Here is a 21,904-nt window from a genome sequence, read left to right as displayed (position 1 = left end):
TTCTGCAACAAAACGAACAAAAGCACCCTTATGCAGAGTGCTTTGAAATCACCAATGTACTGTCGTACGATTAGTCCGAACGACGGGAGCCACGTCCTCCGCGTTTCGAATCCGTCTTACGGCGCAAATCCGTCAGACGCTCGTCACTGTCTTTGAGGAAGCGGGAAAGCTTGTCCTCAAACGATGCATTGGAATTGTTAAACCGATTCGGTTTCCGGAAATCACGTGGCGCACGCGGGCGCAATGGACGGGCGGAAGAATCACTCGCAGCAGCAGCATGTGGTTTACCAACATGTTCCTCCGGCTTCTTCTCCTGGAGCTGCTTGATGGAAAGCGCAATCTTGCCTTTTTCATCAATCGTCAATACCTTGACTTTAACCTTATCTTTTTCTGTGAGGAAGTCATGGACATCTTTTACATAAACATCTGCGACTTCTGAAATGTGGACAAGACCATTCTTGCCTTCCGGCAATTCAATGAATGCGCCAAAATTTGTGATGCCGGTTACGACACCCTCGACCACACTGCCAACTTCAATGGACAAATTAATTCTTCCTCCTTAATGTAGTAAAGAATACACGAATTATTATAACCTTGACCATAGAATAGTGTCAAGGCAGATAACACTCATTTGCGGCTTCCGGTAGTATACGGAAGCTCACCAGCGCGCGTCATGCCCAACTCTTCCCGCGCAATCTTTTCGATGTACCCCAATTCATTGAGTTTCTCCTTTTCCTGCCGCAGGGCCTCATTTTCTTTCTGAGCAGCCTGCAGCCTTGCCTCAGCTGCTGCCTGATCCCTGCTAACCTGACTGAGATACACCTGTTGAGATATCAGTATGGAGACAAAATAGCCTACAATGATGACCAGCAACAGAAAAAACCAGCTGACGCGGTATTTCTTCGGCCGTTTTCTGTTATTCATCATTCTCCCTCCTTCTGATAAATCTCAATCCTCTTAATGATAACGGCAAACCATGCGATATGCAAGCCAATCGCCAATTATTTTTCCGACCATTGGAAATAATTGGTCATAGCCAGCCGGCGAAATGTGGAATTACAGCGCTTGCAATAAAAATGGTCTTTGACATTTTCCATGTCGGGAATGCCATCCACCAGCCGGACAGCCTGCCCTTCCACAAAATCCATCATTTCCCCACAGCGCGGGCAGACACATTGATTATTCTGGTCACGCTTCAACACCATAGGCTGAAGGTCACCGGTTTTTACTATCTTTTTCGCGGCCTTTTTCTGCGGAAGATCATACTCATTATAAAAACCAGATCCCAAAAGTTCCTGAAAATAAATCCCGCAATGATCGCATTCGTATTTAGGCAGAATCGAACTCATATCCGCTCTGCCATCGACAATTTGTACGGCCCTGCCATCAACAAAGCGCAGCTTTCCCTTGCATTTGGGACAAATATACTGATTGTTGTCGTCCTTCATTAATTGAAATACGGCCATTTCTATCACCAATTCCTTCTACAGCGGATTAATCCCCTCCAGCTGTCCGCAGACTGTTGATATAGTATTCCTCGTTACAATACCAAAAACCTGCTAACATCTTGAAATTATTTTTTTCCTGTCAGCATCGTTACGATGCACTGCGCAATTTCCGCAGCCGCAGCCGGTTTAGCACATTCCTTTGCCCTGGCTGACATACTCTCCAGACAATCCCCTGTCAAGAGTTCCTGCACAGCCGGTGCTAATTTTTCTCCCGGATGCAGCCAAACAGCTGCGCCATGCCTTGTTGCATAAACCGCATTTTCGGTCTCTGGACCAGGAATGGGGTCATGCAAAAGCATCGGCAATCCCAGCACGAAAGCTTCACTGATGGTAAGTGCCCCTGGCTTAGTAATCAAAAGATCAGCCGCTCTCATGAGCTCATGGGCCTTATCGGTAAACCCCCAGGCCTTCACCAAATGATGATACTGCGCAGCGCACTTGCGTACCTCTTCTAAAAGTCGTTCATTGCGTCCGGCAATTACCAACAAGGTAAGGGACTGCGGAATCTTTTCGAGCTCCAGCAGCGTTTCCTTTATCCCTCCTAATCCAAGTCCTCCTCCCATCAAGAGAATCACCGGATTATTCTGCGGGATTCCGTATACCTCCCGCAATTCAGCTTTTCCCGGCAGTGCCTGCAAAGACACATCAACCGGAATGCCCGCGGCATGAAGTCTTGCCTGCGAAAAAGCCTTTTCCGTCATTTCCTGACGCATAGCCTCCGTCGCCATGAAATATGCCTCTACCCGCGGATACAGCCATATCTGATGCAGTGAGTAATCCGTCATGACTACCACCAAGGGCAAATGCGGATTGTGACGTTTTTTCCACAACGACGCCGCCCCCTCTGGAAATGGATGCGTACAAATCACCACATCGGGCTCTGCCCGCCGGATAATCCGCTGCATCACCGGCTGCATCACGACAGCAAAAGCACTCTGCACCAAAGAGCCGCCCGAAGCACCACCAGATACTTTGTAAAAGACATCGTAAAGGTTCGGCACAAAATCAAGCATAATCAAATAGATTTTCTTCATGAGCCAATGCAGCCAGGACGTCTGGCGCGACATGAAGTCAACCGTCGTGATATCCGCTTGTGGCAGCATCCCTTGAAGCTCCTTTTCAATAGCCTCAGCTGCCTTGATATGACCCGAACCGATTGATGCCGTCAACAGCAAAATCTTGAACGCTTTCGTACTTCTCCCTCCTCTCTGTATAAAAATACACACTGGCCTATTGTATCACATTTCAGGCAGTCAATCCACCATCAACCCCCCAGATTGCTCCGGTCACAAAGGAGGCATCCTTGGACGCCAAAAACAAAATCAGCGCGGCTGCTTCCTCCGGCGTTCCGATGCGCCCGAGCGGATAAACCGACGCCATTTGCCGCAAGGCTTCTTCGCGGTTTGGCGCTGCTTCAAGCTGTTTTTCGGTCAGCGGAGTCAAAATATCCCCCGGGGCAATGGCATTTACCCGCACGCCAAAGCCGGCCAGTTCCAAAGCCAGGGCCCGGGTAAACATAACGACAGCGCCCTTGCTGGCACAATAAGCCGAACAATAATAATTGCCATGAACTCCGGCATCCGAGGCAACATTTACGATATTTCCCCGCACAGCCTTCAGCGCTGGCACCGCCGCCTGGCAAAGATAATATGTTCCCTTTACATTGATTGTAAGGACTTCGTCCAGACAGTCATCCGTCATATCCTCGATGGCGCCTTCCACATAAATCCCTGCGGAATTCACCAGTACGTCCAGCCTTCCCCAGCGCTTCAACGTCTCCGCTACTGCCTGGTCACAATCTGCATGCCGCCCCACATCGCAGGAAAGAAACATCACGTTTTCCTCGTCACCCAGCTCATGCAAAGCAGCCTCGCCCCGGCTTTGGGAACGCCCCAGCAATACCACCCGCATCCCTTTTTTTAAAAAGCCCTTCGCTGCCGAAAGACCAATTCCCGATGTCCCTCCGGAAATCATCACCACGTTTTTATCCATCTGCCGCTCCATCCAACACTTCTCCTTCCCAAACTGCCGCATCATAAAAAAAGCCGGGTCCCGTCAGGACCCGGTACATTGCCATTAAAAAACTTTATCATCCATTTACGGCATCTTTTAATGCCTTGCCTGCCTTAAATGCAGGATTCTTTGCTGCCGGAATCACAATATCCTCGCCAGTGCGCGGATTGCGGCCCTTGCGAGCCGGCCGCTCCTTTACTTCGAAGGTGCCAAAACCAATCATCTGGACTTTGTCGCCTGAAGTCAGTGCCTCCTGAATGCTCTCAAACAGTGCATTTACTGCTTTTTCCGCATCTTTTTTCGTCATACCGGTTTTTTCGGCAACACCAGCTACCAATTCAGTTTTATTCACAATTGCAGCCCCCTTAAAAAATACCTTTTCCCAGGCGCGAACGAATGTTATGCACATTCACCAGCCTGCTAATAGTGAATGTAACAGAAAAGCAAATAAAAATCAAGGGATTTCACGAAAAAACGCGAAAAAACGCGTTTTTCGCTGCGTTTTTTAGGCTTTTGCACGAATAAACAAGCTCGTAAGGTGATCAACATCCTTCTGCCGGTCCAATTCATAAAGTGGTATCTGCCGGATGGATTCATCCGGCAAAGCCAGATTGTGGATATACATCACCTCATATTCATCCGGGTATAAATCCATCAGCATCAGCTTGGTATCCGACGCAATCTGCTGATTGTAGACCTGGGTGATAACGAGCGACTGCGCAGGTTTCTCTTTCAATGTTTCCACATCTTCGGCATCGATGATGGTCAGCCCGTCAATCGGGTCAATGCCCAAACGGGTATACATGACTTCGACAAAGCTCATGCCCGGACGGATGTCGACCGTCACGGCTGACTCCCGGCCAAGCTCACGCAGGAGCACCACTGTGCGTTCTGCCACCAGCGGGCTGCCGGGAACCGCATAGACGATATCGCCTTCGGCTGCCGCCCGTGCCAAAAGGTCGGCGGCAATTTTCCGGTACAGCGTCTCAAAATCGGCTGCCTCATCATAAAAGCCATCGTAAGTCGAAAAAACCATTCCCGCTGTTTCCAAAGCCTCAACGGTAGGATGAATGCGCGTGCGCAGAACCAACCGCTCTGCCTTTTCCATGAGTTCCCAGCTCTCCCGGGTAATGAGTCCGGCACGTCCCGGACCTAATCCTACTACTGTGATTGTTGCCATATTATCTCTCCTGCCTTACCGGCTGCTGTGTTTCTCTGCTGCCTGTCAAAGCAGCCTCATCGCCTGCGGCAATCATAAGCAGCCGCGTAACAAAGTTCGTAATATTTTTCTTGTATTTGTCATTGAGGGCAAAACGGAAACCGTTTTTATCCGGCAGGGCCCGCATGCTCCGGCCAAACAATTTATCCAGCGCAATCATGCCCTTTACCGGCATTTTGTATCCGGGAAGCAAATAGATATCCAATGCCTTCGGCATCTCTGAAATCGAACGGATGGAAAGGTCGCGGGCATAATTTTTAATGCGGGCTACCTCCAAAAGATGCATAACCGGTTTTGTCGGTTCCCCAAAGCGGTCAATCAGTTCATCGAGCAGGTTGTGCAGCTCCTCATTTTTGCGGATGGCGGCAATGCGCTGGTAAATTTCAATCTTGTGCATTGCATCATCGATATAACCACCATCAAGATAAGCTTCAACCTGCAAGTCGATAATCGGGTCTGGCTTTGGCGGTTCCACTTCCTTCTTGCCGCTTTTCATCTTCTCCACGGCTTCTTCCAGCAGCTTGCAGTACATCTCAAAACCAACACTGGCTATGTGCCCATGCTGCTGTGACCCCAGCAGATTTCCTGCCCCGCGTATCTCGAGATCGCGCATGGCAATCTTGAAGCCTGCCCCGAGTTCAGCAAATTCCTTCATCGCCTGCAAGCGCTTCTCAGCAGTTTCCGTCAGTATCTTATCGGCCTGGTAGACAAAGTAAGCAAAAGCCATATGATGTGAACGGCCCACCCGTCCACGCATCTGATAGAGCTGCGATAAGCCAAAATGGTCGGCATTGTAGACGATAATCGTATTGGCATTGGCCACATCCAGGCCGTTTTCCACAATGCTGGTTGCCAACAGGATGTCATAGGCGCCCTCGTAAAAGTCCATCATAACCTGCTCGAGCATCTCCTCCGGCATCTGGCCATGCGCCGTTTGAATCCGGGCATCGGGTACCAATTGCTGGATGTTGTCGCGCATGCGGTCGATGGTATCGACCCGATTGTAGACAAAATATACCTGCCCGCCGCGTTTCAGCTCACGCTTGATGGCATTGGCTAAAACGGTATCGTTGTTTTCCACCACATAAGTCTGTACGGGGAAACGCTCAGCCGGCGGTGTTTCGATAATACTCATATCCCGCGCCCCGACCAGCGACATGTGGAGCGTTCGCGGAATCGGCGTGGCCGAAAGCGTCAGCACATCGATTCCCGCCGCCAGACTGCGGATTTTGTCTTTCTGTTTGACACCGAAACGCTGCTCTTCATCGACAATCAGCAGGCCGAGATTCTTGAACTGAACCTTGTTTTGATTGAGAATAGCATGCGTGCCAATCAGGATATCGACCTTCCCGTCCTTTACCTTCTCAATGGTTTCCTTTTGCTCTTTGGCCGAACGGAAACGGCAGATTACGTCGACTTGCGGCGCAAAATCCATAAAGCGGGAACTGAATGTCTTATAATGCTGCTGCGCCAAAACAGTCGTCGGCACCAGTACCGCCACCTGTTTCCCGTCCATAGCCGCCTTATAGGCTGCCCGGATAGCCACCTCGGTCTTGCCAAAGCCAACATCACCGCAGAGCAGGCGCTCCATAGGCTTCTCTTTTTCCATATCTGCCTTTATTTCAGCAATTGCCTTGAGCTGGTCCTCCGTCTCCTGATAGGGAAACGCATCCTCAAAGTCCTGCTGCGTCGCATCATCGGGAGAAAAGGCAAAGCCTTTGGCCTGACGGCGCTTGGCATATATTTCGATAAGCTGCTTGGCAATATCCTCTACCGATTTTTTCGCGCGGGCTTTTGCCTTGACCCATTCGGTTCCGCCCATGCGATGAAGGCGGGGAACATCCCCTTCCGAACCGATGTATTTCTGCAGCAGTCCTACCTGGTCGGTAGGTACAAAGAGTTTATCGTCACCACCGTACTTGATATGCAGGTAATCTTTGTGGATCCCTCCGACTTCCAGGGTTTCCACCCCAAGGTATTTGCCGATACCGTGGTTGACATGGACGACATAATCCCCCGGCTTGATTTCCCGGAAATGGGCAATGCGGTCTCCCTTGTGCGCTGCCCGAATCGTCTTGCGCTTCTGATGACCAAAGATATCCTTTTCCGTCACCACGACGAGCCGGGCCGAAGCCATTTCAAAACCGGACAGCAGCGTACCCTGCTGGATGTTGATTAAATCCTCGCGCAGTTCTGCCCCTTCTGCCACCACCGCAGAAGGCACGCGATGACGGGCAAAGAGTTCGCGCATCGAGTTGGCTTTTTCCCGGTCGCCAAGCAGCACCAAAATGCGCTGTTTCTGCCCCAGCCAACGGTTTGCCTCATTCTCCAGTAAATCCATCTGCCGCTGGAACGGCGTCATATTCGTAGCGGTAAAGCTGATGGTCTTCTCCGGCTCAGCTCCATGCACCTGCTGCAGCATCAGCGCAGAATAAAATACATGGTTGCCCTTGGCTGCCTCCAGCATATCTTCCCAGCTGAAAACCTCCTTTTTGATTTCGGGGTTCTCCCTTACCATTGTCTTGATTTGCTCGCGAATGCGTATCGGCTCATCAAAGAGAACCGCCCCTCGCTTTTCCAGATACGTCAGGAAAAGTTCCGGACGGCCGGCATCATCGGTCTGCGCCAGCGGCAGGATAGCCGTGCTGCTGATATTGCGGATGGAACGCTTCGTCTCCAAATCAAACTCGCGGAGAGAATCCACTTCATCATCAAAAAATTCGATGCGGACCGGTGCCTGGCTGTTGATGGGATAGACATCCACAATACCGCCCCGCGCACTGAACTGACCGACACACTCCACATCGACGGCATTTTCATAGCCTAGCTGAACCAGATGTTTTAGCAGGTCTTCGCGCGGGAACTGCTGTCCAATCTGAATCCGCAGGCTCAGCCGTTCAAACTCATTCCGGCTCATGCCCTTTTGAACGGCGGCAGCGGCTGTTGCCAGCACCACGACCGGCTCATGCCGCATGAGACGGCCGAGCACATCCATACGCCGTGCTGACCGTTCCAGGCTCTTGGCTGCCGCCTGGACATTTTCTAAATCCAATTCCGGCAGCTCTACCACAGCAACCTCCGGCAGCAAAGCCATCAGATTTTCGCGCCAGGCACTTGCCATATCACGGTTATGAACCAATATCACCCATGGCTGCGGAGCTTTTTCATAGCAGGAAGCAAAGGCCACATGCTTCTGAGAACTTCCCAATCCATAGGCCAGCACCTCACAGGTCTTGCCGGAAAAACAGGTTTGCAGCTTTTGCACCGCAGTATCCTGTCCTATGGCTGCCAATAAAGAATTCATCCTCACACCTCTGTCTGTTTTCATTACGCCAAAATGGGACTGCCGGCTGCTCAGGCAGCCGATAGTCCCTGTAAAATCAATTCAATGTTATTTATAATAATCCTATTTTCCCCGGACGTCAAGGAACGACCGCGGTTTCCATACAAAGGCAGCCGCCATCCCCGGACGCAGGTTTTGTAAATTTTCGGCATTGTGCGCGGGAAGGATACAATAACTTCCACAAGACTGGCACTCGAGGATAATCTCTTCACCGCGTACAGCTGCTGAAATCTCCGAACTGCCACAGGGGCATTCGAGCTCGCCGCTGCTCGCCAGGTCATGAACCCGGTTCAGCGCCTCCAGCAGCGTCTGCTGCCGCTCTAAGAACCGGTCTCCATCATTGGGATGCAGCGAATCGTATTCCGCATCATTGAAATCCAAAAATTCGGCAATGTCCTGCCACTGGCCAATATACCCCAATTCAAAATGGTCATGTTCGCAATAGAGCTTTTCAAAGCGCAGGCGGCGCAGCTGCCGCCAGGTAAATTGCTGGTGATTCTCTCCCTTGCAGGCCCCACAGACCGTTTTTAGCAGCAAGCCTTTACGCGGTTTCCATGTTATTTCTCCCATCGTATGCCCACAGTTGCCGCATTCCATCACGAAGTGCTTCTGCCCGCTGAAGAGCGGCACATCCTGGAGCTGTATCCGGCCGCAGCGTTGGCAGTAGAACGCTAATGAACAGGCCGTATCGATAAGCATCACCATCTCCTCCTTTCTGAAGAATCCCATTTCCATTGCTATGTGAGATTATACTTCGCCAGCCTTCATTCGAAATCCTTCCGCCCTAAAAGTTTTTTGGATGAAAAAAAGCCCTGAATTTCCTTAGGAAATTCAAGGCTTTTTCACTTATTTCGACTGGCTGACAGCAAGCGCAGCTTTGACAAAGTCACGGAACAGCGGATGCGGATTGTTCGGACGGGATTTAAGCTCCGGATGAGCCTGCGTAGCTACAAACCACGGATGGTCTTTGACCTCAATCATCTCAACCAGGCTGTCATCCGGCAGCGTACCGGCAATGACGAGTCCCTTTTCCGTAAGTGCCTGACGATACTCGTTGTTAAACTCATAACGGTGACGATGACGCTCCTGCACGTTTGCTTTGCCATAGGCAGCAAAGGAATGCGTACCTTCGCGAAGCAGGCACTCGTATGCACCCAAACGCATCGTACCGCCCTTGTTTTCAACGCCCTGCTGGGATTCCATCAGGTCGATGACCGGATGCTTCGTCTCAGCATCGAACTCCGAGCTGTGTGCATCAGTCATACCGCATACGTGACGGGCAAATTCAATAACCGCACACTGCATACCCAGGCACAAGCCCAGGAATGGCAATTTGTGCTCACGCGCATACTGGATTGCCTTGATCTTGCCCTCAACGCCGCGGTCACCGAAGCCGCCCGGTACCAGGATACCTTTGCAGCCCACGAAGACTTCGTCGAGGTCCGTCTCCGGATTTTCGATTTCTTCGGCATTAACCCAGTGAATCTTAACCGAAGCATCGTTATCAATGCCGCCATGATGCAGGGCTTCCGTTACCGAGATATAGGCATCCGGCAGTTCTACATATTTGCCGACGACGGCAATCTTGACTTTCTTGCTCGGGTTATTGATTTTGTAGACCATTTTCTCCCAATCAGACATATCTGCGGGGCCAAAATCCATATTGAGCTTCTGCAGGGCAATCTTATCCAGCCCTTCACGCTGCATCATGAGCGGAACTTCATAGATGGTCGATGCCGTGCGGTTCTCGATGACAGCCTCCGGCTGAACATCACAGAACATCGCAATCTTTTCTTTCATCTCTTTCGAGATAGTCTTTTCCGTGCGGCAGACGAGAATATCCGGCTGAATGCCGATAGCGCGCAGTTCCTTGACGCTATGCTGAGTCGGTTTCGTCTTGAGTTCGCCGGCAGCCGAGATATACGGAAGCAACGTGACATGAATGTACAGCGTATCATTCTTGCCAACTTCCTTCTTGACCTGGCGGATAGCCTCAAGGAACGGCTGGCTTTCGATATCACCGACCGTACCACCGATTTCCGTGATGACTACATCCGCACCGTCTGCTTTTGCAACATCATAGACCTTCTGCTTGATTTCGTTGGTGATATGGGGAATAACCTGAACCGTCGACCCCAGATATTCGCCGCGACGTTCTTTATTCAGGACCGACCAGTATACTTTACCCGTGGTAATATTGGAGTTCTTCGACAGATTGATATCGATAAAACGCTCATAATGACCAAGGTCAAGGTCCGTCTCAGCACCATCGTCAGTGACGAATACCTCACCGTGCTGATACGGGCTCATCGTACCCGGATCGATGTTGATATACGGGTCAAACTTCTGAATCGTGACCTTCAGGCCCCGGCTCTTGAGCAGACGGCCGAGCGATGCAGCCGTGATGCCCTTTCCCAGGGAAGATACAACACCACCGGTAACGAAAATATACTTTGCCATGGAACTGCCTCCTGTACGTTCTTATTGAAATAACATGTTGCCTATTCTATCCTTTTTGACCAGGACTGTCAATATCCTAAATAGAATTATTCCTGAATGCTCTCAAGCTTCTTCTGACGGTTGTTGATAGCCTTGTTGGCAGCTTTCGATTTGCCAGCGCCAGAACGGCTGCTGTGGCGTTTGATTTCTGGCGGGTTCCACTCCGTGAGGCCCCACTGTCCATCGCCTTCATAGTGGAAACGGCTGTCCATATTGATGAGCGTATACACTTCCGAAATTGCTGCCGACAGCGACTGTACCGGCTTATGTTTCTTCTCGATAACCTCGAGAACCAGGTCTTTGTAATAGATGGTCTGCCCTTTCTGAGTCAGAACATAATAAGCGATATCGACTTCCGAGCTGTTGACGAAATCCATAGATAATGGTCTCCTTCCAATTCTGTTGTTTTACATATGCTCCGGGGCGGAAACGCCAAGGATGCCAAGGGAGTGACGGATAACATGAGCCGTAACCGTCACGAGTGCCAGACGGGCCTCCGCCAGCTGCGGCTCAACGCCCATGATGCGGCACTTATTGTAGAAGCTGTGGAACAGGGCAGCCAGGTCGTAGCTGTAGCGGGCAATGCGCTGCGGCGCGTAATCGGCAGCTGCCTTCTCCACCTCTTCAGGGTACTCTTCAATCTTCTTGATGAGGTCAATCTCGGACGAATCCGTAAGCAGGCTAAGCTCCGGCTTTTCACCAAGGACCAGTTTCGTCTCCTCCGCCTGACGGAAGATACTGCAAATGCGGGCATGTGCATACTGGATATAATAAACCGGGTTGTCGTTGGATTTTTTCTTGGCAAGGTCAAGATCAAAATCCAGCTGGCTGTCGAGCGAGCGCATCAGGAAGAAATAGCGGGCAGCATCGGTGCCAACTTCTTCCATAAGCTCGTTGAGCGTAACGCTCTGGCCCGTACGCTTGCTCATCTTAACCAGTTCGCCGCCACGATAGAGCGCTACCATCTGTAGCAGCAATACCGTCAGCTTCTTCGGGTCGTGTCCCAGTGCCTCCATGGCTGCCTTGACGCGGCAGACATAGCCGTGATGGTCAGCGCCCCAAATGTTGATAAGGCGGTCAAACCCACGCTCATATTTATTGTGATGGTACGCAATATCAGCAGCCAGATAAGTCGGCACGCCATTATCGCGGATAACTACGCGGTCCTTATCATCGCCATAAGCCGTAGACTTCAGCCACAAAGCACCATCCTGCTCATAGATATTGCCATTGTCCTGCAGGATCTTGACTGCCGCCTTAACCGCCTCAGGATGAAGCGTACGCTCACTAAACCATTTGTCAAAAGTGACCTGGAACGCAGCTAAATCTTCCTTCAGGGCAGCCAGCTTTTCTACATAAGCAAGGTCCTGGAAAATTTTCAGGCGCTCGTCTTCCTCCATATTGAGGTATTTGTCGCCTTCCTTGTCGATGATGCGCTGTGCCGTATCGACAATATCCTGGCCATGATAGCCGTCTTCCGGGAACTCGACCTCGCGGCCAAGAAGTTCCAGATAACGGGCATTTACCGAACGGGCCAGATTATTCATCTGATTGCCTGCATCGTTGATGTAGTACTCGCTTTCCACCGGATAACCAGCCGCGCGGAGCAGATTAACCAGCGCGGAGCCAGCCGCTGCCCCACGGCCGTGGCCAACATGAAGCGGTCCCGTCGGATTGGCGCTGACATACTCGACCTGGATTTTCGGTGCATCTTTTGCCGGAAGCTGGCCGAACGACTCACCAGCAGCCAAAATCTTCTGGAACGAATCGTAAAGTACATTGCCCTTCAGATAGAAATTCAAGAATCCAGGGCCGGCAATCTGCGTGTGGTCAAGCCAATCGCCCTCAATCCGCTTTGCCAGTTCTTCGGCAATCTGACGCGGATTCTTGCGGAATACGCGGGCTGACTGCATCGCAAAGTTCGTAGCAAAATCGCCAAACTCCTTCTGCGGCGGAACCTCTAAAACGATTTTCGGCAGTTCTCCTTCCGGGAAAACGCCATCGGCAATCGCATCTTTCGCGGCCTGCTCAATAGCAGCCGAGAGTTTATCTTTGATATCCATAGTATCCCCCTAGCCTAAATCTGTCCGACAGGGCAGCTTTCAGTCGTTTTGTTTCTTGTCGTTTGAGATTTGAACCTGCAGCGTATTGCTGCTCTGATATTGTCCGTCAATGGCAATATCGTACTCCGCCTCAATACGATTATCCAGCAATCCCAGACTCACCCGGAGTCTGCTTGTGCGGATCGACAGTCTCAAATCCCCATAAGGTGTCCGATACGTGCTGCTTGTTTCAGCACCCTCCCGGAAGCGCATTTCCTGATGCACGCCGCCCTTTCGCAGGATTACCACTTCTTCACTGCTGAACTTCAGCACCGTTGAAGTCTTCACCTTCTCATCCAGCAAGGCATCTTCATAAAGCACGTAATGCTTTCCGTTCTTTACCGAGTGCCGCCCCACTGCCATGGATTCGATGGTATTCTCTTCCCCACTGTCATCCCGCTGACTGCCGCGTACCCGAACAATGACCGGATTCATTGCGCTCACACTATCACCTCTTTAAAAAACATACTGTACACTATTATAAACCAATGCGCAAGCATTGCCAACTATATTTTTCAAAAAGAAAAGCGGCCCACATAATCGTGGGCCGCCTTGATGGTTAAAATCCATCAGGTCCGGAATTTATCAATCTGATGAGCCAGCTGCTCTGCCTGCTCTGCCAGGCTGCGGGTTGCTGCCGCAATTTCCTGGGTAGAAGCCGACTGCTCCTCCGTCGTAGCCGATACCGACTGCGCCCGGGATGCGTTCTGGCTGCTGATTTCCGCAATGTTATTTACCGAATGCTGCATCGTCTTCGTGCCTTCGGCAATGCTGCGGAAATTCGTCGTAACCTCCTCAATGCCCATTGCCAGCGACTGGATGGAAATCTTGATAGACTCGAAGACTTCATCGGCGCTCTTAACCGAATCCATGCTGCTCGCAACGCTTTCAGCACTGAGCTCACTGGCCTCGACGGCATCTTTCATATCCGTCTGGATCTGTGCGACCAGACTTGCGATCTGCTGCGTCGACGATGCCGATTCCTCTGCCAGTTTGCGAACTTCATCTGCTACGACAGCAAAACCGCGTCCAGCCTCGCCGGCACGGGCAGCCTCGATAGCTGCATTGAGTGCCAGCAGATTCGTCTGCTCGGCAATGCCGGAAATCATTTCGACAATCTTGCTGATTTCCTCGGAACTCTTGGACAGTGCCTGAATGGACGTTTTAACCGTCGAGGTGCTGTCACTGATATTCTGCATGGAATCAACTACCGTGTTGATTGCATCACGGCCAGAGGTGACGCTTTCGACCGTCATCTGCGTAACGGAGGCAATTGCCTCGGTATTCATAACGACGCTGTCCGTACGACCGGCAATATCCTGAGCTGCCTGATCCGCTTCCTCAGCCAGTTCCGACTGGTTAGCAATTCCCGTAGCAATATCGGTAATCTGCTGAGCAACCTGATTCGAAGCATCAGCCGACTGATGCGATGCAGCCGTAAGCTCTTCTGCCGAAGCCGAAACTTTTTCTGCACTGCTCTGAATGCTGCTGATAAGGCCGCGAATCGTCTGCCGCATATTTTCAAAGCCGCGGGCCAATTCCCCGAGCTCATCGTTGGTATCTACCGACAAGGGCCGCGAACGGAGGTCGCCGTCGTTGAGAATCCGGCAATCCTCACGAAGCGAAATGACTGGTGCAGCCATCTTGCCCGAAACAACCCAAATGATCATTGCGATGGCAAGAACCATAACCAATCCGACCAGCGTCAGCACGCGAATCAGATTATTGGCATCCGCACGGATTTCATCAAGCGGGGCTACCGAAACGGCCAACCAGGTACGATTTCCCAGATGAATCGGCGTCATAACCGCCTTCGAAGCTACTCCCGCTGAAGTCGTATATTCCGTATCTACCTGCTTATCTTCCTGGATTGCCTTATTGTAGCCATCCACTAAAGCTTTATCGATTGTCTTATTTGATGTCTCCTTGGAAATATCCAACTTGCCGACATCATCCGGCTGCTGTGCATAAGCGATAACCAAGCCTTCCTGATCGGCAATATAGACACGGCCAGTTTCCATATACTTGATACTGCCCGCAATTTCTGAAATCTCGTCAAGTTCAATCGTGCCGTAAACAATACCAGTCAAATTGCCATTATCCAATACCGGATAAGCCATAATCGTAATGAGTTTTCCCGTTGAACCAGATACCGACGGACCGGTCATATAAGGTTTTTTCGTCTCGCGAACCTTCTTAATGTATTCACGGGATGAGCGGTCCATATCTTTTCCGGTCTCGCTATAGGCCTTGCCGTTTACATCAGAGTAAGCCAGCATGGCAAACCCAGCCGACCTCGCCTTGATGTTTGCCATAATCTTCATGCGCTGCTCACGGTCACCAGAAATAATTCCCTGGTTCATCGCCAGCCCCTCAATGACCATTTCCTTTTCCAAGTAGGTTTTTTCAATCTGCAATGCGGTACTTTTACCGATTTCCCGGGAAATCATATCCGCACTTTCAAACATCGCATTGCTGGACATGTAGTAGCTGATTGCAAAAAACACAAAAAAGCTGCCGACAAACATTGGCAGGAACCCCGCCAAAAATTTTGTCCGTAGGCTGTTTAATCTCATCAACCTAACCTCCTGATTCTCCTCGCCGGATTCCCCAATCCGGCATACACACATCATCTTTGGAACTCATAGTAAAAGCATTGCATAAATAAAAATTTTATGCAATGCTCTATTATCAATTCCATATGCAAATCTTACTGCTGTTCTACCGCAATGTCAAGCTCTACCACATGACCAGCCAAATCCATTTCAACGGTAAGATACTGGGCATCACTTATCTTCACCTGAAAATTCTCCCCAATGGAAAGCGACGGGGTCGAAATATCTACCTCGAGACCCATTCCCGTAAGATTCGTTGCCGCATTGGCTGTAAGCATATTGCTCATTTCCGAAATGGCACTCTGAGCCATCGCATCAAACTCTGCCACGGGCATCCCCATCATCATTGTCGAAGCAATGAATTTCGCCGTATCTTCAGTCATATTATACACAACGTTGCCACGAATCTGTTTGGTAAACCCAACAATAACAGACACGCCCTTGCTCACGGCATTCTGTTCCCTAACATTCATCTTCAGGCGCTTCGGCTCGGGAAATCCCATCTGCGGCATGACAGTTGTGAATGCATCCACAAACGGATTCACTAACTTTGCATCCATCGTATCAATCTCCTTCCGCAAATCCCACATTCATGCTTATATCTCCAATCCGAGTTTTTGCTACGATGCGGAAAGTAGTCAACTTCGGGCTTGCGATGCGGATATTTGAACCGCAAATTGTGCCCGGCGGCGTAATGCGCATCTCTTTGTCCTTGAATATATCGTTGATATTCGATACACCACGGCCGACGATAATATTGGCAGACTCCTCTACCGACTCACTAGCCTCCTCTTCCGTAATATCCTCCAAACTCTCTTTGTCCAGCATAATCATCGAAAACTTATGCATGGTATCCGCTTCCATGGAAACAATGGCACGGCCAACAGGATAGCCAGTCAAGCCAATGATAACGGCCACGCCGCTGACATCGAGGAAACGGCGTTCATCCAACTCGACTTCTACTTCACTGTGCACACCGACTAAGCTGAAAAGCCCCTGCTGCAGTGCCCGCGCAAAAGGTTTCGCATAAGATTCCCGCAATACGGCAACCTTCCCTACCTTGTTCTGGCACAGCATCATCAGTGTATCAATCAAATCATTGGTATTGATTGGTTTCTGCATGAACGCACTTATCCCAGCCTCGCGTCCCTTTGCCACCAGGCTGGCATCCTTCATGGCACTAATCATGACAATCTTTGCATCGGAGTCGATTGCACGGATACGTTGGCTGCATTCAATGCCATCCGCATCCGGAAGATTCATATCCATGGTAACTACAGCCGGTCTGTGTTCAGCATAAAGCTGAACAGCCTCCGCTGCATTTGCTGCCATAGCGCATACTTCAAAGTTGGTCTTCTTGAGATTCCCTTCCAGCATTGCCCGACTGATTTTTGAATCGTCGACAATCATCACTTTGACTTTCTCCACAAATGCTCACCTGCTTCTTTTAATACTTAAGACTACGTGACACTATTTCCTTACCTATACTCTTAGGGCTATTCAATTCTCAATACTTAAATTTTCGCTATGCATGACGAAAATCCCTGCTCCTCCATAAAAAAAATAAAATGGTATCAGATTTTACGCTGATACCATTTCATTTCCATAGCTATTCCTTACTTTTCCGGAAGGATTTCAATCCAATAGCCATCCGGGTCGCTGATGAAATAAATCCCCATCGCGGCATTTTCATAGCAGATGCAGTCCATTTCCTTGTGACGCGCATGTGCCGCCTCAAAATCATCCACCGTAAGGGCAATATGAAATTCATTTTCCCCAAGATTATAGGGTTCTTTGCGCCCTTTCAGCCAGGTCAGCTCCAATTCATGCGAGGAACTGCCACCGTCTCCAAGATACACCAGGGTAAAATCCGGATTTTCCAGACGATGTACCTCTTTTAAATCCAGTGCCTTTTGATAGAACTGCAAGCTTCGCTCAAGGTCTAATACATTCAGGTTATTATGGACAAATTTGAAATTCATAGCATTTCCTCCTTACTTCAACTAAGTGCCTGTCAATAATTATACTGCCACTAGCTTAAATTTACCAAAGGAAAATCGTCCCCGCTTTAGAGCACGGAGACATCTTATCCCTCATTATATTTCACTATGCTTGACGGAATCGAACACAGCCGTAATCGTCGGCGACGGCTTTTTGTCCAAAAGACTGACTACATAAATGGCCAGCAGAGAGAACACAAAGCCCGGCACGATTTCATAAAGGCCGAACAGCGCCAGCTGCTTCCAGACGAGAACCGTTACGCCGCCCACGATAATACCAGCCAAAACACCATTGCGGGTAGTACGGCGCCAGAAGAGGCTCATGAGCAGGGCCGGTCCAAAGGCTGCGCCAAATCCCGCCCAGGCATACGCAACCATATCGAGGATGAAGCTGTTCGGATTAAGTCCCAGAAAGATTGCCAGCGAGGCAATGACCAAAACCGATGCACGGCTTATCCATACCAGTTCTTTCTGGTCAGCCTCCTTGCGGGTCAGCGTGCGATAGAAATCCTGGGCAAAGGCCGATGCTGCTACCAACAGCTGGGAAGACGCCGTACTCATAATAGCCGCCAGAACTGCCGACAAGATCAGCCCCGCTACCACCGGCGGAAACATGGTATTTGTCATGACGAGAAATACCGTCTCCGATTCGGTCCCCTGAAGAGGGTCAGCCAAAAACACGCGGCCAGCCATTCCCACCGCCACAGCGGCAGCCAGCGAAACCACTACCCAGGTCATAGCAATGCGGGTAGCCTGTTTGATTTCCCTGGAGCTGGAAATTGCCATAAAGCGCACCAGGATATGCGGCTGTCCAAAGTAGCCAATACCCCAGGCCAGCAGGGAAATGAGCTCAATAATGCCCAGCACGGAACCATCCGGCTTCGTGAAAGGCTCCAGCATGGAATGCTGAACACTGTCGATAGCCGAAAGCGTTGCGCCCAAGCCGCCCATGGACATACCAGCCGTAATCGGAACCACCAGTATGGCAAAAAACATCATGATCCCCTGAATGAAATCCGTACGGGAAACCGCCAGGAAACCGCCCACCAAGGTGTAGAATACCACTGCCCCGGCACCGATAAAAATCGCATACTGATACGGGATCCCAAAAACCGTCTCAAATAAACGGCCCGCCGAAACAAATCCCGAGGACGTATAGATGATGAAAAAAATCAAAATGAAGATTGCCGGCACAATGCGCAGCAGTCCGCTGGTGTCCTCAAAGCGGTTCTCCAAAAATTCTGGGAGCGTCAGCGAGTTATTGGCAAGTTCCGTATATTTGCGAAGCCGTGCCGCCACGAAATGCCAATTAGCCCAGGTTCCAATCGCTATGCCAACGGCAATCCAGCCCGCATTCAGGCCTGCCAGATAAGCAAAGCCTGGAACGCCCATCAGCATCCAGCCGCTCATATCCGACGCCTCAGCACTCAAAGAGGTTACCCAGGCCCCCAATTTGCGGTTTCCCAAAAAATAATCACTCATATTACGCGTCCGGCGATAATAGTAAACACCGATTGCCATCATGACACCAATATACAAGATAAACATATTGATGATTGCCAGATTATGTGTCAATAGTTTTCCTCCTCAAAATCATGTTACAGGTTTACAATATGATATACATTATAACCATAAACGCCTTATAAATGCAACTATTATTTATATAGGAGCTATACTATTTCTGTTATAGTGTACACATTTATATTTTTTTCGCAAAAAAAAGCTTGCAATCTGTAAAATCTTCTCGTATAATAGCAAAGGTTTTGCGAGAAGCCCAAGAAAAACCGATTGAATACGCAGATTGCTTCCCACCCGAACAGCAAAAATCTGCGCTCTTTTTGTGCGCCCGAATTTATGCAGGCCACATATTTTAGGAGGGAATTTCCATGAAAAAGTACGATGTTGCAATTGTTGGCGGCGGCCCGGCAGGAGTCTTTGCCGCTTACGAGCTAGCAGAAAAAAAACCGGAGCTCCATATCCTGGTTCTTGAAAGCGGCAAGGACATTTACCACCGCGTCTGCCCCATATCAACGGGTAAAGTAAAAAGCTGCATCGGCTGCAAACCTTGCAGCATCATGCGCGGCTTCGGCGGTGCCGGCGCCTTCTCCGACGGCAAGTACAACTTCACGACACAGTTTGGCGGCTGGCTCAACGAATACCTGCCCGATAACGAAGTCATGGACCTCATCAACTACGTCGACAAGATTAACATGAAGCATGGCGCGCCAGCCGAAGTCTTCTCCACCGAAAATTCCAACATTGGCCAGCTGGCTCTGCAGCATGACCTCCATCTTCTCAGTGCCAGCGTCCGTCATCTCGGCACGGAAAACAACCTCAACATGCTTAAGGCAACGTATGAGTACCTCAAAGACAAAGTGGAATTCCGCTTTGAGTGCCCGGTCGCTCATATCCACTCCGACGGTGAAGGCCACAACAGCCTTGAACTGGAAAATGGCGAAACGATTGAAGCCGAATACCTGATTGTCGCTCCAGGCCGTGCTGGCGCCGAATGGTTCTCCAACGAATGCGAATCACTCGGCCTCCAGCAGGAAAACAATCGCGTCGACGTCGGCGTCCGTGTTGAAGTTCCTGACGAAGTCTGGAACCATATCACGAGCCAGGTCTATGAGGCAAAACTCGTCTACCGCACGAAACGCTACGGCGACCAGGTCCGCACGTTCTGCATGAACCCGCACGGCCACGTTGTCATGGAAAACACCGATGGCATTGTAACGGTCAACGGCCATTCCTACAGCGATCCGAAACTGCAGAGCAACAACACGAACTTCGCCCTGCTCGTCAGCAACCGCTTCACGGAGCCGTTCAAATCGCCGCATCAGTACGGCAAACGCATTGCTTCGTTCTCAAACATGCTCGGCGGCGGTATCATCGTCCAGCGCTTTGGCGACCTCATGAAGGGACGCCGCACGAATGCCCACCGCATGACGAAGAGCTTCACGAAGCCAACCCTGCAGGCAACGCCGGGTGATTTGTCTCTCGTACTGCCGAAACGCCATCTCGACAACATCATCGAAATGATTCAGGCACTCAACAACATCGCCCCGGGTATGACCAATGATGACACCCTGCTCTACGGTGTTGAAGTCAAATTCTACAGTTCCCGCGTTGTTCTCTCCAAAGAACTCGAAACCACGCTCAAGAACGTCTTTGCCATCGGCGATGGTGCCGGCGTTACCCGCGGCCTCTCGCAAGCAGGTGCCAGCGGTGTCTACGTTGCCCGCCGTATTCTCGACCGCGTAAAATAAGCTGTTATATAAAAAATGAGACGTACAAGTCACTTTGCCTTGTACGTCTCATTTTTATTTACTTACTCTGCGTCTTCAATTTCCTCAAAAGAAACCTCATTCGTATCCCGGCTGCGATACTGGATGACCGCCAGCAGCAAAAATGCTCCCATGATCGCTGCAATCCAGCCAAACATTCCGGTAAAGCCGATTTCGCCCGCCACCGTACCGAGCACCATAATACCGGTACTCGTGCCGATATCCAACATATTATAGAACGTTGCACTGGCGACACTATGCCGGTCCGGATGTACCTGATTGAGCATCCAGGTAAGAAGTGCCGGCAGCAGTGCGCCTGCTCCCAGACCATAAAAGGCCGATGCCACCAGCAGCCAGGCTAAAGACGGAGCCCATATCAAAAGCCCCAGAGCGGCTAAATATGAAATTGCCCCTGGCAGGACTACGGCAAAAGCGCCATACCGGTCAAGAAGCCGCCCGCCAAATGGACGGGAAATAAAGATAAACAAAGTACCTACTACAAAGAAGAGGCCTGCCCCTTCGATGCTCTTTTCTGCCGCCAGCATGGCAATGAAAGTGTTGACACTGCCGTAGCCAGCACCAAACAAAATAGTCAGCAGGGCTGGTCCGCCCGTATTGCGTTCACACAAGCGATTGCGAATGGATGACTTGATTGGTGCCACTGGCGGCAATTCCGATACCATCTTTTTGCCCCGGCAGATATAAGAAAAGAATAACGCCAGCAATGCCGCTGTTATCGAGGATAAAAAGAGATTTACCGCACCCTCAGAAAGCAGCCACAAGCCTAAAGCTGGTGCCATCGCCATGGCAACCGTACTGCCCAAGCCGAAATAACCAATGCCTTCGCCCCGGCGTGAAGCAGGAATTACATCAGCAGCCAATGCCGCGGCAAACGTCGTAGCCAGACCAAAGCCAAAACCGTGAATTACCCGGGCAAAAACCAGGGCATTGATATTCGTAAAAAACAGATAGCCAAGCGTTGCCAGAACGCAAAGGATAAGGCCAGCATACAGGCATAATTTCTTGCCAAACGCCCTTACGCCTGTATCCGTAAACAAGCGGATAAAAATTGCCGAATAACCAAAAATACCACCAATCAATCCCATTTGCATACCCGTTGCCCCCAGACTAGCTGCATACAAGGTAATCGTTGGCAGCAAAAAATGAAAGCTAGCAAACAACAAGCCATTTGCCGCAATCAACGCACCAAAATTCCGTGTCCATAATTTTTCTCTTGTCAAAATACTATCGCTCCTTTCCGTAATTGACCTGTCAATTACAAAGAATAATTATAATATGTAATAATTTACATGTCAATTTA

Annotated in this window: 20 protein-coding genes; 1 reads left to right on the top strand and 19 read right to left on the bottom strand. The window is 50.3% G+C overall.

Annotation, left to right across the window (positions count from 1 at the left end):
• Positions 1-70 precede the first annotated feature (70 nt).
• The 18 genes from FZ040_RS06180 to putP form a co-directional block, all read right to left on the bottom strand.
• Positions 71-544: a S1 domain-containing RNA-binding protein gene (locus FZ040_RS06180; RefSeq protein ID WP_149171207.1), complete on the bottom strand. Its 474-nt coding sequence runs from the start codon at positions 542-544 to the stop codon at positions 71-73.
• An 83-nt stretch (positions 545-627) separates the two neighbouring features.
• Positions 628-924, bottom strand: coding sequence for an FtsB family cell division protein (locus tag FZ040_RS06175; protein ID WP_149171206.1), 297 nt, complete (start codon positions 922-924; stop codon positions 628-630).
• A 77-nt stretch (positions 925-1,001) separates the two neighbouring features.
• On the bottom strand, positions 1,002-1,466 hold the full coding sequence (locus tag FZ040_RS06170) for a hypothetical protein (protein ID WP_149171286.1): 465 nt from the start codon (positions 1,464-1,466) through the stop codon (positions 1,002-1,004).
• Positions 1,467-1,573: 107 nt separating this feature from the next.
• Positions 1,574-2,686, bottom strand: coding sequence for an MGDG synthase family glycosyltransferase (locus FZ040_RS06165; protein WP_439653910.1), 1,113 nt, complete (start codon positions 2,684-2,686; stop codon positions 1,574-1,576).
• Between the two features lie 67 nt (positions 2,687-2,753).
• On the bottom strand, positions 2,754-3,512 hold the full coding sequence (locus FZ040_RS06160; protein WP_149171205.1) for an SDR family NAD(P)-dependent oxidoreductase: 759 nt from the start codon (positions 3,510-3,512) through the stop codon (positions 2,754-2,756).
• A gap of 85 nt (positions 3,513-3,597) precedes the next feature.
• Entirely contained in the window at positions 3,598-3,873 is a 276-nt protein-coding gene (locus FZ040_RS06155) for an HU family DNA-binding protein (protein WP_187620264.1), read from the bottom strand.
• Between the two features lie 153 nt (positions 3,874-4,026).
• Positions 4,027-4,701: an SAM-dependent methyltransferase gene (locus tag FZ040_RS06150; protein WP_149171203.1), complete on the bottom strand. Its 675-nt coding sequence runs from the start codon at positions 4,699-4,701 to the stop codon at positions 4,027-4,029.
• 1 nt (position 4,702) lies between these two features.
• Positions 4,703-8,044, bottom strand: coding sequence for a transcription-repair coupling factor (gene mfd, locus FZ040_RS06145; RefSeq protein WP_149171202.1), 3,342 nt, complete (start codon positions 8,042-8,044; stop codon positions 4,703-4,705).
• Positions 8,045-8,146: 102 nt separating this feature from the next.
• On the bottom strand, positions 8,147-8,782 hold the full coding sequence (locus FZ040_RS06140; protein WP_149171201.1) for a hypothetical protein: 636 nt from the start codon (positions 8,780-8,782) through the stop codon (positions 8,147-8,149).
• 147 nt (positions 8,783-8,929) lie between these two features.
• Positions 8,930-10,543, bottom strand: coding sequence for a CTP synthase (pyrG, locus tag FZ040_RS06135; RefSeq protein WP_149171200.1), 1,614 nt, complete (start codon positions 10,541-10,543; stop codon positions 8,930-8,932).
• Between the two features lie 86 nt (positions 10,544-10,629).
• Positions 10,630-10,959 (bottom strand): DNA-directed RNA polymerase subunit delta, encoded by a 330-nt coding sequence (gene rpoE, locus FZ040_RS06130; RefSeq protein WP_149171199.1) that lies wholly within the window; start codon positions 10,957-10,959, stop codon positions 10,630-10,632.
• A 30-nt stretch (positions 10,960-10,989) separates the two neighbouring features.
• Positions 10,990-12,645, bottom strand: coding sequence for an arginine--tRNA ligase (gene argS / locus FZ040_RS06125; protein WP_149171198.1), 1,656 nt, complete (start codon positions 12,643-12,645; stop codon positions 10,990-10,992).
• 39 nt (positions 12,646-12,684) lie between these two features.
• Positions 12,685-13,119, bottom strand: a complete 435-nt coding sequence (locus FZ040_RS06120) for a YwiB family protein (protein ID WP_255448786.1) — start codon at positions 13,117-13,119, stop codon at positions 12,685-12,687.
• Positions 13,120-13,253: 134 nt separating this feature from the next.
• Positions 13,254-15,260: a methyl-accepting chemotaxis protein gene (locus FZ040_RS06115; protein ID WP_149171196.1), complete on the bottom strand. Its 2,007-nt coding sequence runs from the start codon at positions 15,258-15,260 to the stop codon at positions 13,254-13,256.
• 134 nt (positions 15,261-15,394) lie between these two features.
• Positions 15,395-15,859 (bottom strand): chemotaxis protein CheX, encoded by a 465-nt coding sequence (locus FZ040_RS06110; protein ID WP_149171195.1) that lies wholly within the window; start codon positions 15,857-15,859, stop codon positions 15,395-15,397.
• 4 nt (positions 15,860-15,863) lie between these two features.
• Positions 15,864-16,727, bottom strand: coding sequence for a response regulator (locus FZ040_RS06105; protein WP_149171194.1), 864 nt, complete (start codon positions 16,725-16,727; stop codon positions 15,864-15,866).
• 188 nt (positions 16,728-16,915) lie between these two features.
• The gene (locus FZ040_RS06100) at positions 16,916-17,281 is read right to left on the bottom strand and encodes a VOC family protein (protein WP_149171193.1); all 366 of its coding nucleotides are present in this window, start codon (positions 17,279-17,281) and stop codon (positions 16,916-16,918) included.
• Positions 17,282-17,395: 114 nt separating this feature from the next.
• A complete protein-coding gene (putP, locus tag FZ040_RS06095; RefSeq protein ID WP_149171284.1) occupies positions 17,396-18,847 on the bottom strand; it encodes a sodium/proline symporter PutP in 1,452 nt (483 codons plus the stop codon).
• Between the two features lie 338 nt (positions 18,848-19,185).
• Between putP and FZ040_RS06090 the strand changes: the two genes are divergently transcribed.
• On the top strand, positions 19,186-20,565 hold the full coding sequence (locus FZ040_RS06090; RefSeq protein ID WP_149171192.1) for an NAD(P)/FAD-dependent oxidoreductase: 1,380 nt from the start codon (positions 19,186-19,188) through the stop codon (positions 20,563-20,565).
• Between the two features lie 62 nt (positions 20,566-20,627).
• Here the strand turns inward: FZ040_RS06090 and FZ040_RS06085 are convergent, their stop codons facing one another.
• The gene (locus FZ040_RS06085; protein ID WP_149171191.1) at positions 20,628-21,824 is read right to left on the bottom strand and encodes an MFS transporter; all 1,197 of its coding nucleotides are present in this window, start codon (positions 21,822-21,824) and stop codon (positions 20,628-20,630) included.
• Between the last annotated feature and the right edge of the window lie 80 nt (positions 21,825-21,904).

The sequence above is a fragment of the Pseudoselenomonas ruminis genome (assembly GCF_008271295.1).
Lineage (GTDB): Bacteria > Bacillota > Negativicutes > Selenomonadales > Selenomonadaceae > Selenomonas_A > Selenomonas_A ruminis.
Note: the sequence above shows the minus strand (reverse complement) of the source record. Positions and strands in the feature narration are given on the sequence as shown.

What these genes read in the sequence shown, in the direction of transcription:
- FZ040_RS06140 (WP_149171201.1), bottom strand. Translation starts at nt 8,782, where the DNA reads ATGCTTATCGATACGGCCTGTTCATTAGCGTTCTACTGCCAACGCTGC.
- rpoE (WP_149171199.1), bottom strand. Translation starts at nt 10,959, where the DNA reads ATGGATTTCGTCAACAGCTCGGAAGTCGATATCGCTTATTATGTTCTG.
- FZ040_RS06160 (WP_149171205.1), bottom strand. Translation starts at nt 3,512, where the DNA reads ATGGAGCGGCAGATGGATAAAAACGTGGTGATGATTTCCGGAGGGACA.
- FZ040_RS06150 (WP_149171203.1), bottom strand. Translation starts at nt 4,701, where the DNA reads ATGGCAACAATCACAGTAGTAGGATTAGGTCCGGGACGTGCCGGACTC.
- FZ040_RS06090 (WP_149171192.1), top strand. Translation starts at nt 19,186, where the DNA reads ATGAAAAAGTACGATGTTGCAATTGTTGGCGGCGGCCCGGCAGGAGTC.
- FZ040_RS06120 (WP_255448786.1), bottom strand. Translation starts at nt 13,119, where the DNA reads ATGAATCCGGTCATTGTTCGGGTACGCGGCAGTCAGCGGGATGACAGT.
- mfd (WP_149171202.1), bottom strand. Translation starts at nt 8,044, where the DNA reads ATGAATTCTTTATTGGCAGCCATAGGACAGGATACTGCGGTGCAAAAG.
- FZ040_RS06170 (WP_149171286.1), bottom strand. Translation starts at nt 1,466, where the DNA reads ATGGCCGTATTTCAATTAATGAAGGACGACAACAATCAGTATATTTGT.
- FZ040_RS06100 (WP_149171193.1), bottom strand. Translation starts at nt 17,281, where the DNA reads ATGAATTTCAAATTTGTCCATAATAACCTGAATGTATTAGACCTTGAG.
- FZ040_RS06175 (WP_149171206.1), bottom strand. Translation starts at nt 924, where the DNA reads ATGAATAACAGAAAACGGCCGAAGAAATACCGCGTCAGCTGGTTTTTT.
- FZ040_RS06115 (WP_149171196.1), bottom strand. Translation starts at nt 15,260, where the DNA reads ATGAGATTAAACAGCCTACGGACAAAATTTTTGGCGGGGTTCCTGCCA.
- pyrG (WP_149171200.1), bottom strand. Translation starts at nt 10,543, where the DNA reads ATGGCAAAGTATATTTTCGTTACCGGTGGTGTTGTATCTTCCCTGGGA.
- argS (WP_149171198.1), bottom strand. Translation starts at nt 12,645, where the DNA reads ATGGATATCAAAGATAAACTCTCGGCTGCTATTGAGCAGGCCGCGAAA.
- putP (WP_149171284.1), bottom strand. Translation starts at nt 18,847, where the DNA reads ATGTTTATCTTGTATATTGGTGTCATGATGGCAATCGGTGTTTACTAT.
- FZ040_RS06110 (WP_149171195.1), bottom strand. Translation starts at nt 15,859, where the DNA reads ATGGATGCAAAGTTAGTGAATCCGTTTGTGGATGCATTCACAACTGTC.